The sequence below is a fragment of the Klebsiella electrica genome (assembly GCF_006711645.1).
GTDB lineage: Bacteria > Pseudomonadota > Gammaproteobacteria > Enterobacterales > Enterobacteriaceae > Klebsiella > Klebsiella electrica.
Genome location: NZ_CP041247.1, coordinates 4,018,256 through 4,030,925, shown reverse-complemented (window position 1 = coordinate 4,030,925; position 12,670 = coordinate 4,018,256). Strand labels below are relative to the sequence as shown.

Here is a 12,670-nt window from a genome sequence, read left to right as displayed (position 1 = left end):
TCAGGGCATAGATGTAAAGAAACGGGAGGAGGACCTCCCGTTTTCAGAAGGAGTGGTGTGTGATTATCAATCCCAGCGAAAATATTGCCGAGTCGCGCGGCGCAGGCCGCCATGCGTGGTGCGGCCTGCTGCTGGCTGTCGTGCCGGGTTTTGGCCAGTTTTATCATCGCCAGTGGCTGAAGGGGCTTGTCTTCCTGGTTCTGCTGAGCAGTTTCATGGGGGTTTTTTATGACTTCCTGCAGGAAGGGCTGTGGGGGCTCTACACCCTGGGTGAGGAAGTCCCGCGGGATAACTCTATTTTCCTGTTGGCGGAAGGGATCATCAGCGTTTTGATCGTCGCTTTCGGCCTGCTCATTTACTCTCTTTCGCTGCGCGACGCCTGGGTTAACGGCAAAAAGCGCGATGAAGGCATGGCGCTGAACAGCGTGCGCAAACAGTATCAGATGCTGTTAAACCAGGGGTTTCCCTATCTGATGATCAGCCCCGGCTTTATTCTGCTGGTGTTCGTCGTCATCTTCCCGATTCTCTTTGGCTTTGCCATCGCGTTTACTAACTACAACCTCTACCACACGCCGCCGGCGAAGCTGGTGGACTGGGTGGGTTTTAAAAACTTTATTAATATTTTCACGCTCTCTATCTGGCGCACGACCTTCTTTGACGTGCTGCAGTGGACGGTGGTGTGGACGCTGCTGGCGACGACCCTGCAATGCACCGTCGGCGTGCTGCTGGCCATCCTGGTGAACCAGAAAGATCTGCGTTTTAAACCGATGATTCGCACCATTTTTATCCTGCCGTGGGCGGTTCCGGGTTTTGTCACTATCCTGGTGTTTGCGGGGATGTTCAACGACTCGTTTGGGGTGATCAACAACGCGATTCTGTCGTTCTTCGGCATTGGCCCGAAGGCGTGGCTGACCGATCCGTTCTGGACGAAAACCGCGCTGATTATGATGCAGACCTGGCTGGGCTTTCCGTTTGTCTTCGCCATGACCACCGGCGTGCTGCAGGCGATTCCTGACGATCTTTATGAAGCCGCGACCATGGACGGCGCCAGCGCGTTTACCCGCCTGCGGACCATTACATTGCCGCTGGTGCTGTACTCGATCGCGCCAATCATTATCACCCAGTACACCTTCAACTTTAACAACTTCAACATCATTTACCTGTTCAACAACGGCGGGCCAGCGGTCGCCGGTTCGAACGCCGGCGGGACGGATATTCTGGTGTCGTGGATCTACAAACTGACGATGTCGTCTTCGCAATATGCCATTGCGGCGACCATTACTATCCTGCTGTCGATCTTTGTCGTCGGCCTGGCACTGTGGCAGTTCCGCGCCACCAAATCTTTCAAAAACGACGACATGGCGTAAGGGAAGCAACATGGCTAAATCACCCAGTATTAAACGCGAAAAGTGGATTCGCCTGTCACTCACCTGGCTGATTGTTATCCTGGTCTCGGTGGTGATTATCTATCCGCTGGTCTGGACCGTCGGCGCGTCGCTGAATGCCGGAAACAGCCTGCTCAGCACCTCGATTATTCCGGAGAACCTGTCATTCCAGCACTATGCCGACCTGTTCAACGGCAATGTGAACTACCTGACCTGGTACTGGAACTCGATGAAAATCAGCTTCATGACCATGGCGCTGACCTTAATCAGCGTCAGTTTTACCGCCTACGCTTTTTCCCGCTTTCGTTTCAAAGGGCGGCAGAACGGACTGATGTTGTTCCTGCTGCTGCAGATGATCCCGCAGTTTTCTGCGCTGATTGCGATCTTCGTGCTCTCGCAGCTGCTGGGGTTGATCAACAGCCATCTGGCGCTGGTGCTGATCTACGTTGGCGGCATGATCCCGATGAATACCTGGCTGATGAAAGGCTATCTCGACGCGATCCCCAAAGATCTGGATGAGTCGGCAAGAATGGATGGCGCCAGCAGCTTCCGCATTTTCTTCGAGATAATCATGCCGCTGTCAAAGCCGATTCTCGCGGTGGTGGCGCTGTTTTCATTCACCGGTCCGCTGGGCGATTTTATTTTGTCGAGCACCATTTTGCGCACGCCGGACAAATACACGCTGCCGATCGGCCTGTACAACCTGGTCGCGCAAAAAATGGGCGCCAGCTATACCACCTACGCGGCGGGAGCGGTGCTGATTGCCGTACCGGTCGCGATTCTCTACCTGGCATTACAAAAATACTTTGTTTCCGGCCTGACCTCTGGCAGTACAAAAGGATAACCCCATGAAAAGATTAACACCCGCCTTGCTTGCTGTTTGTCTGGCATGCAGTTTTTCCCCTGCTGTTCTGGCCGCCGAGGCGCTGCAAATGCGCGCATTCCGCGCGTTGCCTGCAGATTTTATTAAAGGCGCAGATATCTCCACGCTGCTGGATGCGGAAAAGCACGGGGCAAAGTTTTATAACCACAATAACCAACGGCAGGATCCGCTCGCTATTTTGCGGGCCGACGGCGTGAACTATGTTCGTCTGCGCCTGTGGGTCGACCCGAAAGATGCGCAGGGGCAGGGCTACGGCGGCGGTGATAACGATCTGGCGGCGACGCTGGCGCTGGCGAAACGGGCAAAAGCGCAGGGCATGAAGCTGCTGCTGGATTTCCACTACAGCGATTTCTGGACCGATCCGGGTAAACAATTCAAGCCGAAAGCCTGGGAAAACATGGATTATCCGCAGCTGAAAACGACTATCCACGACTATACCCGTGACACCATCGCCCGCTTTAAGCAGGAAGGCGTTCTGCCGGATATGGTGCAGATTGGCAATGAGATAAATGGCGGCATGCTGTGGCCGGAAGGCAAAAGCTGGGGGCAGGGCGGCGGCGAATTTGACCGTCTGGCTGGCCTGCTGAATGCGGCCATTGACGGCCTGAAAGAGAATCTGCGCAATGGCGAGCAGGTGAAAATCATGCTTCATCTGGCGGAAGGCACTAAGAACGATACCTTCCGCTGGTGGTTTGATGAAATCAGTAAGCGCAACGTGCCGTACGACATCATTGGCCTGTCGATGTACACCTACTGGAACGGCCCGATTAGCGCGCTGAAAGCGAATATGGATGATATCAGCAAGCGCTATAACAAAGAGGTGATCGTCGTGGAGGCCGCCTATGCCTATACCCTGGAAAATTGCGACAACGCGGAAAACAGTTTCCAGGCCAAAGAAGAAAAAGAGGGCGGTTATCCGGCCACGGTACAGGGGCAATATAATTATATTCACGATTTAATGCAGGCCGTTGCCGATGTTCCTGACCAGCGCGGGAAAGGTATTTTTTATTGGGAACCGACCTGGATCGCCGTGCCGGGAAATACCTGGGCCACGCCAGCGGGTATGAAATATATCCACGATGAATGGAAGCAGGGTAATGCCCGGGAAAATCAGGCGTTGTTTGATTGCCAGGGGAAAGTATTACCTTCAGCGAAAGTTTTTAATTAATCGTTAAGTTTTATACTTCAGGATGTTTATTATGAATAAATTTGCGCCTTTGAGTCCGAAGGTCAATGCATTATTGCATGGCGCTGACTATAACCCGGAGCAGTGGGAGAATTATCCCGGTATTATCGATCAGGATATTGCCATGATGCAGCAGGCTAAATGCAACGTCATGTCGGTGGGGATTTTCAGCTGGGCCAAACTTGAACCTCAGGAAGGCGTATTTGAATTTGGCTGGCTGGACAGCATTCTGGATAAGCTATATGCCGCCGGCATTCACGTATTTCTGGCTACGCCAAGCGGCGCGCGCCCGGCCTGGATGTCGCAGGCCTATCCGCAGGTGTTACGGGTGGGGCGCGACCGGGTACCGGCGCTGCACGGTGGACGGCATAACCACTGTATGACATCACCGGTGTACCGTGAGAAGGTTTTTAAAATCAACAGCCTGCTGGCGGAACGCTACGCGCAGCATCCGGCGGTGCTCGGCTGGCATATTTCCAATGAATATGGCGGAGATTGCCATTGTGAACGCTGTCAGGCGCGCTTTCGCGACTGGCTGAAAGCGCGCTATCAAACGCTGGAAAACCTTAATCACGCCTGGTGGAGCGCTTTCTGGAGCCACACCTACAGCGACTGGTCGCAGATTGAATCGCCGGCACCGCAGGGCGAAGTGTCCATTCACGGGCTGAACCTCGACTGGCGCCGCTTTAATACGGCGCAGGTCACGGACTTCTGCCGCCACGAGATTGCTCCGCTGAAGGCAGCGAATGCCGACCTGCCGGTGACGACCAACTTCATGGAGTATTTCTACGATTACGACTACTGGCAGCTGGCGCCGGCGCTGGACTTTATCTCCTGGGACAGCTACCCGATGTGGCATCGCGACAAAGATGAAACCGCGCTGGCCTGCTATACCGCGATGTACCATGACATGATGCGCAGCCTGAAGGGCGGCAAGCCGTTCGTGCTGATGGAATCAACGCCGAGCGCCACCAACTGGCAGCCGACCAGTAAATTGAAAAAGCCGGGGATGCATATTCTCTCCTCGATGCAGGCGGTCGCCCACGGCGCGGATTCGGTTCAGTACTTTCAGTGGCGTAAGAGCCGTGGCTCGGTGGAGAAATTCCACGGCGCGGTCATTGACCACGTCGGGCACCTGGATACCCGCGTCGGCCGCGAAGTCAGCCGGCTGGGAGAGATGCTCAGCCGCCTGCCGGGCGTGGTTGGCTGTCGCACCGACGCCAAAGTGGCGATTATTTTTGACCAGCAAAACCGCTGGGCGCTGGATGATGCGCAGGGCCCGCGTAATCTCGGGATGGAGTATGAAAATACCGTTAATGAACACTACCGGCCATTCTGGGAGCAGGGCATTGCGGTCGATATCATCGATGCCGATGGCGATCTGAGCGCCTACCAGCTGGTCATTGCCCCGATGCTGTATATGGTTCGCGACGGCTTTGCCGCGCGCGCCGAAGCGTTTGTCGCCAGCGGGGGACATCTGGTGACCACCTACTGGACGGGAATCGTCAATGAGTCCGACCTTTGCCATTCTGGCGGCTTCCCGGGACCGCTGCGCAACCTGCTGGGGATTTGGGCGGAGGAGATTGATTGCCTGAATGACGGCGAGCGCAATCTGGTACAGGGGCTGGCAGGCAATGAAGGCGGATTACAGGGGCCGTATCAGGTGCGCCATCTGTGCGAGCTGATTCATGCCGAAAGCGCCCGGCCGCTGGCCACCTATCGTGATGATTTCTATGCCGGTCGCCCGGCGGTTACCGTCAATCATTTCGGCAAGGGGAAGGCCTGGCATGTCGCCTCACGCAACGACCTGGCTTTGCAGCGCGATTTCTTCGCTGTCATCAGCCGGGAGCTGGCCTTACCGCGGGCGCTCGACAGCGAGCTTCCGCCGGGCGTGGTCGCGACGGCACGTACCGATGGCGAAACGACCTATGTTTTCTTGCAAAACTACAGCGCGCAGCAGCACAGCGTCAGCCTGCCGCAGGGCTATCAGGACAGTTTATCCGGCGCGGACATGAGCGCGCCGTTAACTTTAACGGCGTGGGACTGTCGTATTCTTAGTCGTAAAGCGTAATCACCGCGTTATCCGAGCCTGCTCCTGCGAGCAGGCTTTTTTTTACCTTGATATTATCAGGAGTGCATGATGGTCAGTTTAAAATCCTTTTTGCATTATTTCGCCCAGCCTTGCCAACCGGTGCCGTTAAGTGATGTTGAAAAGCAACAGCTACAGGATTTAATTCAGGCATTTGGTGGGGAAGGGAATATTGTTAATGTCGACGCCTGTATTACGCGTTTACGGGTCACGGTGAATAATCTGGCGATCGTCGATTCGCAGGCGCTACAGCAGCAAGGGGCGCTGGGTGTAATTATTCTCGGGCAACAGGTGCACGCTATTTTCGGCAAGCAGTCTGATGCTCTGCGTCAACTATTAGATGAGCACTTTACCAGCCATAAATAATAAATAAAAAGGGATAACTCAATATTGAGTTATCCCGAAAATAAGACAAAGAAAACAATGGCAATAATCATTACCGGAGGGTAATTACGACCTTACAGCTGGAGATAACACAGGTTCAGATAACCAGATTCCTCTTACCACCAGGCTTCGACCTGGACACCGAAGTTCCACGTATTGCTGGCGGTTTTATCGTCAAACGGTTTGCCGTTCTCTGAATCATTGAGATAGGAGGCGAAAATACGTAATTCCGGGCGTGACATAAAGTCCGGGCCATCGGCCAGACCCAGCGCAATGGTGTATTTCTCGCCGGCTTGTTTGTAGTCGGTATTGTTTTTATAGCTGTCTTTCTGGTAGAAACCGCCGACCTCGCCAATCAAACGGACATACTCGGTGAACTGATACTGTCCGCGTGCGACCAGAGAGAGTAAGCGCGTTTTGTTGGTGTAGTCGGTGATGTCGTCGGCGGAGCCCCAGGTCAGCACATGGTTAATCGAGAATTTGTCGGTGATCGGAATCAGACCGGTGTTGATCACGCGATAGCCGGTGGCATCGTTGACATAGTTCCACATGTCGTACCAACCGCCGCCCTGGGAGACCATGTTCTGCGCCAGCCCTTTATTCGCATACTGCAGAACCAGCTTGTTGTAACCGCCCAGCATATCCTGGCTGATTTCACCGGTCAGCATCACGCCGTTTTCGGCATCGTACAGCCCGCCGTAGCTGTCCTGTTTTTTGGTGGTGTTAGGCATCGCGTAGTCGATACCAAATTCGGTCCAGGCGCCGGACCACGGTTTCCAGCCCGCATAGCGCAGATCGACATAGTTAATATTGACGTTGCTGTCGCCATCGACGCGGTAATCAACGTCGTTCGCGTCACCGCGGAGCCAGGCAAGTGAAACGGCGCCTGGGCCTAAGCTGTAGTTTTCGACCCCGGCGCCGGAACCGGAGATGTTCCAGTATTTGGTATCGATGATGTGCAGATCGTGGCGCTGGTAGTAGCGCTTACCGCCCCAAATGACCGCATTCGGATCGCCGGGGATCAGCCCTTTTATCTGCAGGTTCAGCTGACGCAGGCCAAACTGCGCATCGTCATTGCGGGTGGTTTCGTTATCGTTAGAACCGTCAGAGACCATGCTGACCATGCTATCGAGATAGAAGCTGACGTCGTCCTTCTTGTACACCTCGGAACCCAGCTCCAGTTCGCCATAGGTATCGGATTCGTTACCCAGGCGACCAATTTTGTTTTTTTGCCATTCGGCCAGGCTGCCATCCCCGGAGACCCCAACTCCGGCACGCATATAACCATGAAAATCGATTCCAGGAACAGAGGCGGAAGCCGCAAGCACGGATGGTGAAATCAGCGCGGCGGCCAACGCAACAGAGACTGTGCGCAGCGTAGTGTTCATGTCTATCCTCTTATTGTTTTGTATTACGTTCACATTAACGGTGTAATGAAATGCCTAAACGTAACGACAGGCAATTTAATGATTGCGATAGTGTGATTAAGTGCAAATAAAATGACGTAATTTGTTACGGTAAGTGAGTCCATTCACAATTTGATGTATTGTGAGCGTAATACTTTTATTGTCTTTTTTAGCAGGGGAGCGTTGCGGGGCGCGTTTTTTCAAATAGCCCCTGTTACAATCCAGGGATAACAACATAAGGAACCGGACCATGAAGTCGAAAAGCGCAACCTTAGAAGATGTCGCGCGTCACGCAGGCGTCTCCTATCAGACCGTGTCCAGGGTGCTCAATAAATCTGCCAATGTATCCGAGGCCACGCGTCGTAAGGTGGAGAAATCCATCGAGCTATTGCGGTATGTCCCTAACCGCCTGGCGCAGCAGCTGGTGGGCAAGCAAAGCCGGACCGTCGGTCTGGTGACGATTTCACTGTCGTTGCACGCGCCTTCTCAGGTTGCTGCAGCGGTAAAACGCTATGCGAACGTGGAAGGTTATCAGGTATTAATCTCGATGATTGATGAGAGCGTCAATCAAAGTATTCAGGAATCCATCAATGAGCTGAAGTCTCAGCTGGTTGATAAGGTCATTATCAACGTGCCTCTGGAGACCGAACAGGCCCAGAAAATCGCGGCTGACAACGATGATATCGTTTGTCTCTTTCTCGATGTCGATCCCTACAGCTCCGTGTTTAACGTTTCGTTTAATCCGGCTGACGGCACCCGCGCGAGCGTCAAATATCTGTATGAAATGGGCCATCGGGAGATTGCGCTGCTGGCCGGGCCGGAAAGCTCGGTCTCGGCGACATTACGCCTGAAGAGCTGGATGGAGACGCTGGCAGGGTACGGGCTGCTGCCGGTGACGGTGATTCGCGGTAACTGGGATGCGCAGAGCGGCTATGCGGGCGCGCTGCAGATGTTGCGTGAGACGCCGAAATTTACGGCGGTGCTGGTGGGGAATGACCAGATGGCGCTGGGGGTACTGAGCGCGTTTCATCAGCATCAGGTGCCGATTCCCGGCGAAAAATCGGTGATTGGCTACGATGATACCTATGAAAGCTCGTTCTTCTACCCGGCGCTGACGACCGTCTCGCTGGATCTCGATTTGCAGGGCAAAGAGGCGGTACGCCGCATTCTTGATAGCGGCGATGGCGAAACGTCGCATACCTCCTCAATCCTGCCTGCCCGGCTGGTCGTGCGTCACTCTACCGGGCCAAGAACGGAGCAGGGGAAAAATCTACAGGCGATCGCAGAACAGCTGCGTGCGCTTGCCTATCAACTGAATCCTTAATCTCTGACGGGCGGTTTGCGCCGCTCGATTTTTCATCCCTTCGCTTCTCATGGTTGATCTTTGTCTTTTTGCGGCGTAACCTTGTTGTTATGTTATAACATATCTATCGAGGTTATCATGAAAGACAATATCCATCCCCATTACCGTACCGTTGTGTTCCATGACACCAGCGTGAATGAATATTTTAAAGTGGGATCGACAATCAAGACCGAGCGCGTGATTGAACTGGACGGGGAGACCTATCCCTATGTCACCCTCGATGTGTCGTCCAAATCGCACCCGTACTACACCGGTAAGCAGAAAGCCCTCAACAGCGAAGGCAGCACTGCACGTTTCCGCCAGCGCTTCGGCGGCTTTATTGATGCTAAAAGGAACTAATAATGCAGGTACTTAACTCATTGCGCAGTGCGAAACAGCGCCACCCGGACTGTCAGATTGTGAAACGCAAAGGGCGGCTGTACGTTATCTGCAAAAGCAATCCTCGCTTTAAAGCCGTGCAGGGACGCAAGAAGAGACGCTAGTCAGCCGACGTGCGCAAGCTCTCCAGCGTGGCGCGCTGCTGACCATCGGGGCTAAAGTTCTCGCTGTCCAGCCATCGTTGCATCGCTTTATCAATCAGCGGCCACTCGCTGTCGATTATCGAAAACCAGTCGGTATCGCGGTTGTGGCCCTTTATCACTAACGCCTGACGAAAACGCCCCTCAAAGCGAAACCCCAATCGTTGCGCCGCCCGGCGCGAAGGTTCGTTTAGGCTATTACATTTCCACTCATAGCGGCGATAGCCGAGGGTATCGAAAACATAGCGCATCAGTAGCCACTGGGCTTCCGTCGCCATTGCGGTCCGGCTGAGCAGCGGTGAGAAGTGCACGTGCCCGACTTCAATCACGCTGTTTTGGGCATCGATACGCATTAGCGCCAGGGAGCCGACGGGCTGCCGGGTCCGTTCATCCACGACGGCGAAATGGAGCGGGTCGCTGAGTTTTTCCACGCTGGCTATCCAGGCGCTGAACGTCTCAACGCAGCTGTCCGGCTCGCGCAATAACCACGTCCAGCTCCGGGTATCCGGAGCCCGTTGATGCGCGGCAAAGAGTGCGCTGGCGTGAGCGGGCGTCAGCGGCTCGAGGCGGCAGTAGCGTCCCTGCAGAATCTGACGCTGCGGAAATGGACGCGGCTGCCAGTCGGGCAGGGCCTGGCCAACGGGTTGTCCGAACGAATTATGGTGATGCATAGGGGCTCCTTGTCTGCGGAAATCTGCGGGAATAACGTGAGACTAAAGTTTTACTGGTTCCATAAAAAGAGCCAGATAGGTATGTTTTTATGGTGCCACGAGGAGCCGCGATGAATATTCCTGATGATGCCTTCTTCACACTACTGGAACACACCTTGTCCCGGCGAGGTCATGACACTCTCCAGCGCACGCTGTATCGCGCGCTGCGCGAGGCGATTTTGCAGGAGGCGCTGGCAGGCGGTAGCCGGCTGCCGGGGGCGCGGGTTATCGCAACGCGGCTCAATCTGTCGCGTAATACGATTAACGGGGCGCTGGAGCAGTTGACCATGGAAGGCTACCTGCAGCGCAGCCGTCAGGGGACCTATGTGGCGACGCTGACCGCCGAGCGGGAGGGGCTACCGCTTACCATTGCGCTGCCGGAGCGGCTGCTCGCGCTACCTCCCGGCACCCGTCGCGATTCGCCGACGCTGGTATTTACTCCCGGCACGCCGGCGATTAACTATTTTCCTCTGCCGATCTGGCGGCGGTTGCTCGACAAGGTGCTGCGCGAAGAGGGGGGCGCGCTGCTGGGTTATGGAGAGGCGGCCGGGGAACTCGCGCTGCGGCAGGCGATTGTCCGCCATCTGGCGTTATCTCGCGGGATCCGCTGCGATGCCCGGCAAATCGTGATTACCGAAGGCGCGCTCGAAGGGGTGAACCTCTGTAGCCATTTGCTGAGCGTGGCGGGTGATACTGCATGGGTTGAGGAGCCGGGATATCCCGGCGCGAAGAGCGTATTTCTGAAAGCCGGGTTACGGATAAAAGGGATGCCGGTAGACAGCGAAGGGATGCGTCCGGAGATCGACGAGAACCCGCCGCCGCGGCTGATTTTTACCTCACCGTCGCATCAGTATCCCTGTGGCGCGGTGATGAGCGCAGGCAGGCGTCTGGCGCTGCTGGAATATGCCCGCCAGCATGATGCATGGATCGTTGAGGATGATTACGATAGCGAGTTTCGCTATAGCGGTGAACCGGTTCCGGCCATGTCAGGGATGATGAAACAGGCGCCGGTGGTTTATATCGGCACCTTCAGCAAGACGTTGTTTCCGGCGCTGCGCATTGGTTTCGTGGTGATGCCTCCCGCCCTGGCGCAAGCCGCTCAGGGATTCGTGGGATCGCTGCTGCGCGGCGGTCACCGGGTTGAACAGCGAGCGCTGGCGTTGTTTATCGAAGAGGGGCATTACGCGCGTCATCTGGCGGCGATGCGCCGCTTGTATCGCCGGCGACAGCTGCAGCTTCGCGAGGTGCTGGCGGCGGAACTGACGCAACCTTTTACTCTTCTCGGTGGCGAGGGGGGACTGCACCTGACGGTGGCTATTGACGGGATAGACGATGGGGCGGTGGTTGAGCAGGCGCGGCAGTATCAACAGGCACCGGCGGCATTAAGCAGGTTCTACCTTGATACACAACGGGCGCGAAGCGGGCTGGTGCTGGGGTATGGCAATACGTCCGCCTCGCATTTTGGCCCTGCGGTGCGGACGTTGAATCGTCTTATCGAGCGGTATCGACGCGGGTGAGGCTAAAGATATCGTAGAACGAGAGTTGACCTTTCGTCGCCACCATTTTTTGGAGCCGGGTTTTCTGCTCGCCGGCTACGCGAGGCGACTGCATAATGCGTTCGATCAGCTGCTGAGGGACGTATCGCGTGTTGTACCACTCCCCGTTGTAGCAAACGCGAAAATCCAGGACATCGATATCTTCGTAGCGGTAGCGCGGGTAGACGTCAAAAAAGAAGAAACCATTGAACAGGGCGAACAGCACCACCAGTAGCCAAACCGAATCGGCCAGCGTTTCCGATGTCACCATGACCACGAACGTCGCCAGGAATGCGGCGTACATTGCAACGAACAGCCACGGATGATTGCGAATAAAACTGATACTAAAGCGCGGACGGTTGTCGCGCTTCTCTTTCACATTGAGCTCATCAATCGTGTTGGTCAGCAGCTGCTGTATTTCTGTCATCTTGGTCCCCGAATTCTGCTAAGGCTCAGCCTGAAGGCTATTTTATGTTGCAGGAATCTCTCAGGAAAGTAACAGATCAGTTGCGGAAAAGCATAACAGTTACGCTTTTTGCGCTGTCAGCATCTTGATGATTTGCGCCGGGTTGCCGCCAACCACGGCATTGGCCGGAACATCTTTCACGACCACGGCGCCGGAGGCAATGACTGCATTATCGCCGATGGTTATTCCGGGGTTAATGACCGCCCGGCCGCCAATCCACACATTATGGCCGATAGTAACGGGTTTGCCGTATTCTTTACCGCTGTTGCGTTCGGCGGCATCTAATGGATGCGTGGCGGTATAGATATGTACGCCGGGCGCCAGCATGCAATTATCACCAATATGAATCGGGCAGACATCAAGCATTACGCAATCAAAGTTTGCGTAGAAACTGGCGCCGAGGAAAATATTGTAACCATAATCACAGCGGAAAGTGGGTTCAATATAAGCATCGCTCGCCTGGCCAAACAGTTCAGTCAGGCATATTTTCCGCCATTCGCGCTCGTCCGGCGCCGAATGGTTGTAGCGATGCAGCAATTGTCTGGCGCGCAGGCGGTCTGCCCGAAGCGTGGCATCACCTGCCCGATACAGTTCACCGGCGATCATTTTACGTTTCTCTTCACTCATGCTGCTTTCCTGATTAAGGTGGACAGGCGTTACAGTATAAAAAAGAAACCGGTTTCATGAGCGCGTTTTGCTGACTTATGCGAGTAATCTCACAATAATATCCAGTGCAGGGGAGGGC

General features: G+C 55.0%; 14 protein-coding genes. 10 read left to right on the top strand and 4 right to left on the bottom strand.

The genetic code is table 11. The features are described from left to right. Nucleotides 1–59 precede the first annotated feature (59 nt). The 5 genes from Electrica_RS19285 (at nt 60) to Electrica_RS19265 (ending at nt 5,909) form a co-directional block, all read left to right on the top strand. Nucleotides 60–1,367, top strand: a complete 1,308-nt coding sequence (locus Electrica_RS19285; RefSeq protein WP_131047513.1) for a carbohydrate ABC transporter permease — start codon at nt 60–62, stop codon at nt 1,365–1,367. 10 nt (nt 1,368–1,377) lie between these two features. Beyond that, the gene (locus Electrica_RS19280) at nt 1,378–2,229 is read left to right on the top strand and encodes a sugar ABC transporter permease (protein ID WP_131047514.1); all 852 of its coding nucleotides are present in this window, start codon (nt 1,378–1,380) and stop codon (nt 2,227–2,229) included. 4 nt (nt 2,230–2,233) lie between these two features. Next, the gene (locus Electrica_RS19275; RefSeq protein ID WP_131047515.1) at nt 2,234–3,436 is read left to right on the top strand and encodes a glycoside hydrolase family 53 protein; all 1,203 of its coding nucleotides are present in this window, start codon (nt 2,234–2,236) and stop codon (nt 3,434–3,436) included. Between the two features lie 31 nt (nt 3,437–3,467). Further along, a complete protein-coding gene (locus tag Electrica_RS19270; protein WP_141965204.1) occupies nt 3,468–5,525 on the top strand; it encodes a beta-galactosidase in 2,058 nt (685 codons plus the stop codon). Between the two features lie 69 nt (nt 5,526–5,594). Next, a complete protein-coding gene (locus tag Electrica_RS19265; protein ID WP_131047517.1) occupies nt 5,595–5,909 on the top strand; it encodes a glucose PTS transporter subunit EIIB in 315 nt (104 codons plus the stop codon). Nucleotides 5,910–6,043: 134 nt separating this feature from the next. Here the strand turns inward: Electrica_RS19265 and Electrica_RS19260 are convergent, their stop codons facing one another. Continuing rightward, complete coding sequence (locus Electrica_RS19260; RefSeq protein ID WP_131047518.1) at nt 6,044–7,315, bottom strand: maltoporin; 1,272 nt, start codon at nt 7,313–7,315, stop codon at nt 6,044–6,046. A 268-nt stretch (nt 7,316–7,583) separates the two neighbouring features. Here Electrica_RS19260 and Electrica_RS19255 point away from each other — a divergent pair, with 268 nt between their 5' ends. From Electrica_RS19255 to ykgO, 3 genes are all read left to right on the top strand, one after another. Next, complete coding sequence (locus Electrica_RS19255) at nt 7,584–8,657, top strand: LacI family DNA-binding transcriptional regulator (protein WP_100683165.1); 1,074 nt, start codon at nt 7,584–7,586, stop codon at nt 8,655–8,657. Nucleotides 8,658–8,774: 117 nt separating this feature from the next. Then, nucleotides 8,775–9,035, top strand: a complete 261-nt coding sequence (locus tag Electrica_RS19250) for a type B 50S ribosomal protein L31 (RefSeq protein WP_004858777.1) — start codon at nt 8,775–8,777, stop codon at nt 9,033–9,035. A gap of 2 nt (nt 9,036–9,037) precedes the next feature. Continuing rightward, a complete protein-coding gene (gene ykgO / locus Electrica_RS19245; protein WP_003859006.1) occupies nt 9,038–9,178 on the top strand; it encodes a type B 50S ribosomal protein L36 in 141 nt (46 codons plus the stop codon). Here ykgO and Electrica_RS19240 read toward each other — a convergent pair. Further along, the gene (locus Electrica_RS19240; protein WP_141965203.1) at nt 9,175–9,885 is read right to left on the bottom strand and encodes a GNAT family N-acetyltransferase; all 711 of its coding nucleotides are present in this window, start codon (nt 9,883–9,885) and stop codon (nt 9,175–9,177) included. The genes ykgO and Electrica_RS19240 overlap by 4 nt on opposite strands. Before the next feature lie 110 nt (nt 9,886–9,995). On the opposite strand from Electrica_RS19240, the gene pdxR reads away from it, so the two are divergent. After that, complete coding sequence (pdxR, locus tag Electrica_RS19235) at nt 9,996–11,441, top strand: MocR-like pyridoxine biosynthesis transcription factor PdxR (protein WP_141965202.1); 1,446 nt, start codon at nt 9,996–9,998, stop codon at nt 11,439–11,441. On the opposite strand, the gene Electrica_RS19230 is transcribed toward pdxR, so the two are convergent. Continuing rightward, a complete protein-coding gene (locus tag Electrica_RS19230; RefSeq protein ID WP_100683169.1) occupies nt 11,416–11,886 on the bottom strand; it encodes a YlaC family protein in 471 nt (156 codons plus the stop codon). The genes pdxR and Electrica_RS19230 overlap by 26 nt on opposite strands. Here Electrica_RS19230 and Electrica_RS28970 point away from each other — a divergent pair. Continuing rightward, nucleotides 11,880–12,014, top strand: coding sequence for a hypothetical protein (locus Electrica_RS28970; RefSeq protein WP_224742582.1), 135 nt, complete (start codon nt 11,880–11,882; stop codon nt 12,012–12,014). The two genes, Electrica_RS19230 and Electrica_RS28970, sit on opposite strands and share 7 nt — an antisense overlap. Here Electrica_RS28970 and maa read toward each other — a convergent pair. Continuing rightward, nucleotides 11,986–12,552 (bottom strand): maltose O-acetyltransferase, encoded by a 567-nt coding sequence (gene maa / locus Electrica_RS19225; protein ID WP_100683170.1) that lies wholly within the window; start codon nt 12,550–12,552, stop codon nt 11,986–11,988. The genes Electrica_RS28970 and maa overlap by 29 nt on opposite strands. Between the last annotated feature and the right edge of the window lie 118 nt (nt 12,553–12,670).

Excerpts from the sequence above, each read along its gene's own strand:
- Electrica_RS19280 (WP_131047514.1), top strand. The coding sequence starts at position 1,378 with ATGGCTAAATCACCCAGTATTAAACGCGAAAAGTGGATTCGCCTGTCA.
- Electrica_RS19275 (WP_131047515.1), top strand. The coding sequence starts at position 2,234 with ATGAAAAGATTAACACCCGCCTTGCTTGCTGTTTGTCTGGCATGCAGT.
- Electrica_RS19270 (WP_141965204.1), top strand. The coding sequence starts at position 3,468 with ATGAATAAATTTGCGCCTTTGAGTCCGAAGGTCAATGCATTATTGCAT.
- Electrica_RS19265 (WP_131047517.1), top strand. The coding sequence starts at position 5,595 with ATGGTCAGTTTAAAATCCTTTTTGCATTATTTCGCCCAGCCTTGCCAA.
- Electrica_RS19260 (WP_131047518.1), bottom strand. The coding sequence starts at position 7,315 with ATGAACACTACGCTGCGCACAGTCTCTGTTGCGTTGGCCGCCGCGCTG.
- Electrica_RS19255 (WP_100683165.1), top strand. The coding sequence starts at position 7,584 with ATGAAGTCGAAAAGCGCAACCTTAGAAGATGTCGCGCGTCACGCAGGC.
- Electrica_RS19250 (WP_004858777.1), top strand. The coding sequence starts at position 8,775 with ATGAAAGACAATATCCATCCCCATTACCGTACCGTTGTGTTCCATGAC.
- ykgO (WP_003859006.1), top strand. The coding sequence starts at position 9,038 with ATGCAGGTACTTAACTCATTGCGCAGTGCGAAACAGCGCCACCCGGAC.
- Electrica_RS19240 (WP_141965203.1), bottom strand. The coding sequence starts at position 9,885 with ATGCATCACCATAATTCGTTCGGACAACCCGTTGGCCAGGCCCTGCCC.
- pdxR (WP_141965202.1), top strand. The coding sequence starts at position 9,996 with ATGAATATTCCTGATGATGCCTTCTTCACACTACTGGAACACACCTTG.
- Electrica_RS19230 (WP_100683169.1), bottom strand. The coding sequence starts at position 11,886 with ATGACAGAAATACAGCAGCTGCTGACCAACACGATTGATGAGCTCAAT.
- maa (WP_100683170.1), bottom strand. The coding sequence starts at position 12,552 with ATGAGTGAAGAGAAACGTAAAATGATCGCCGGTGAACTGTATCGGGCA.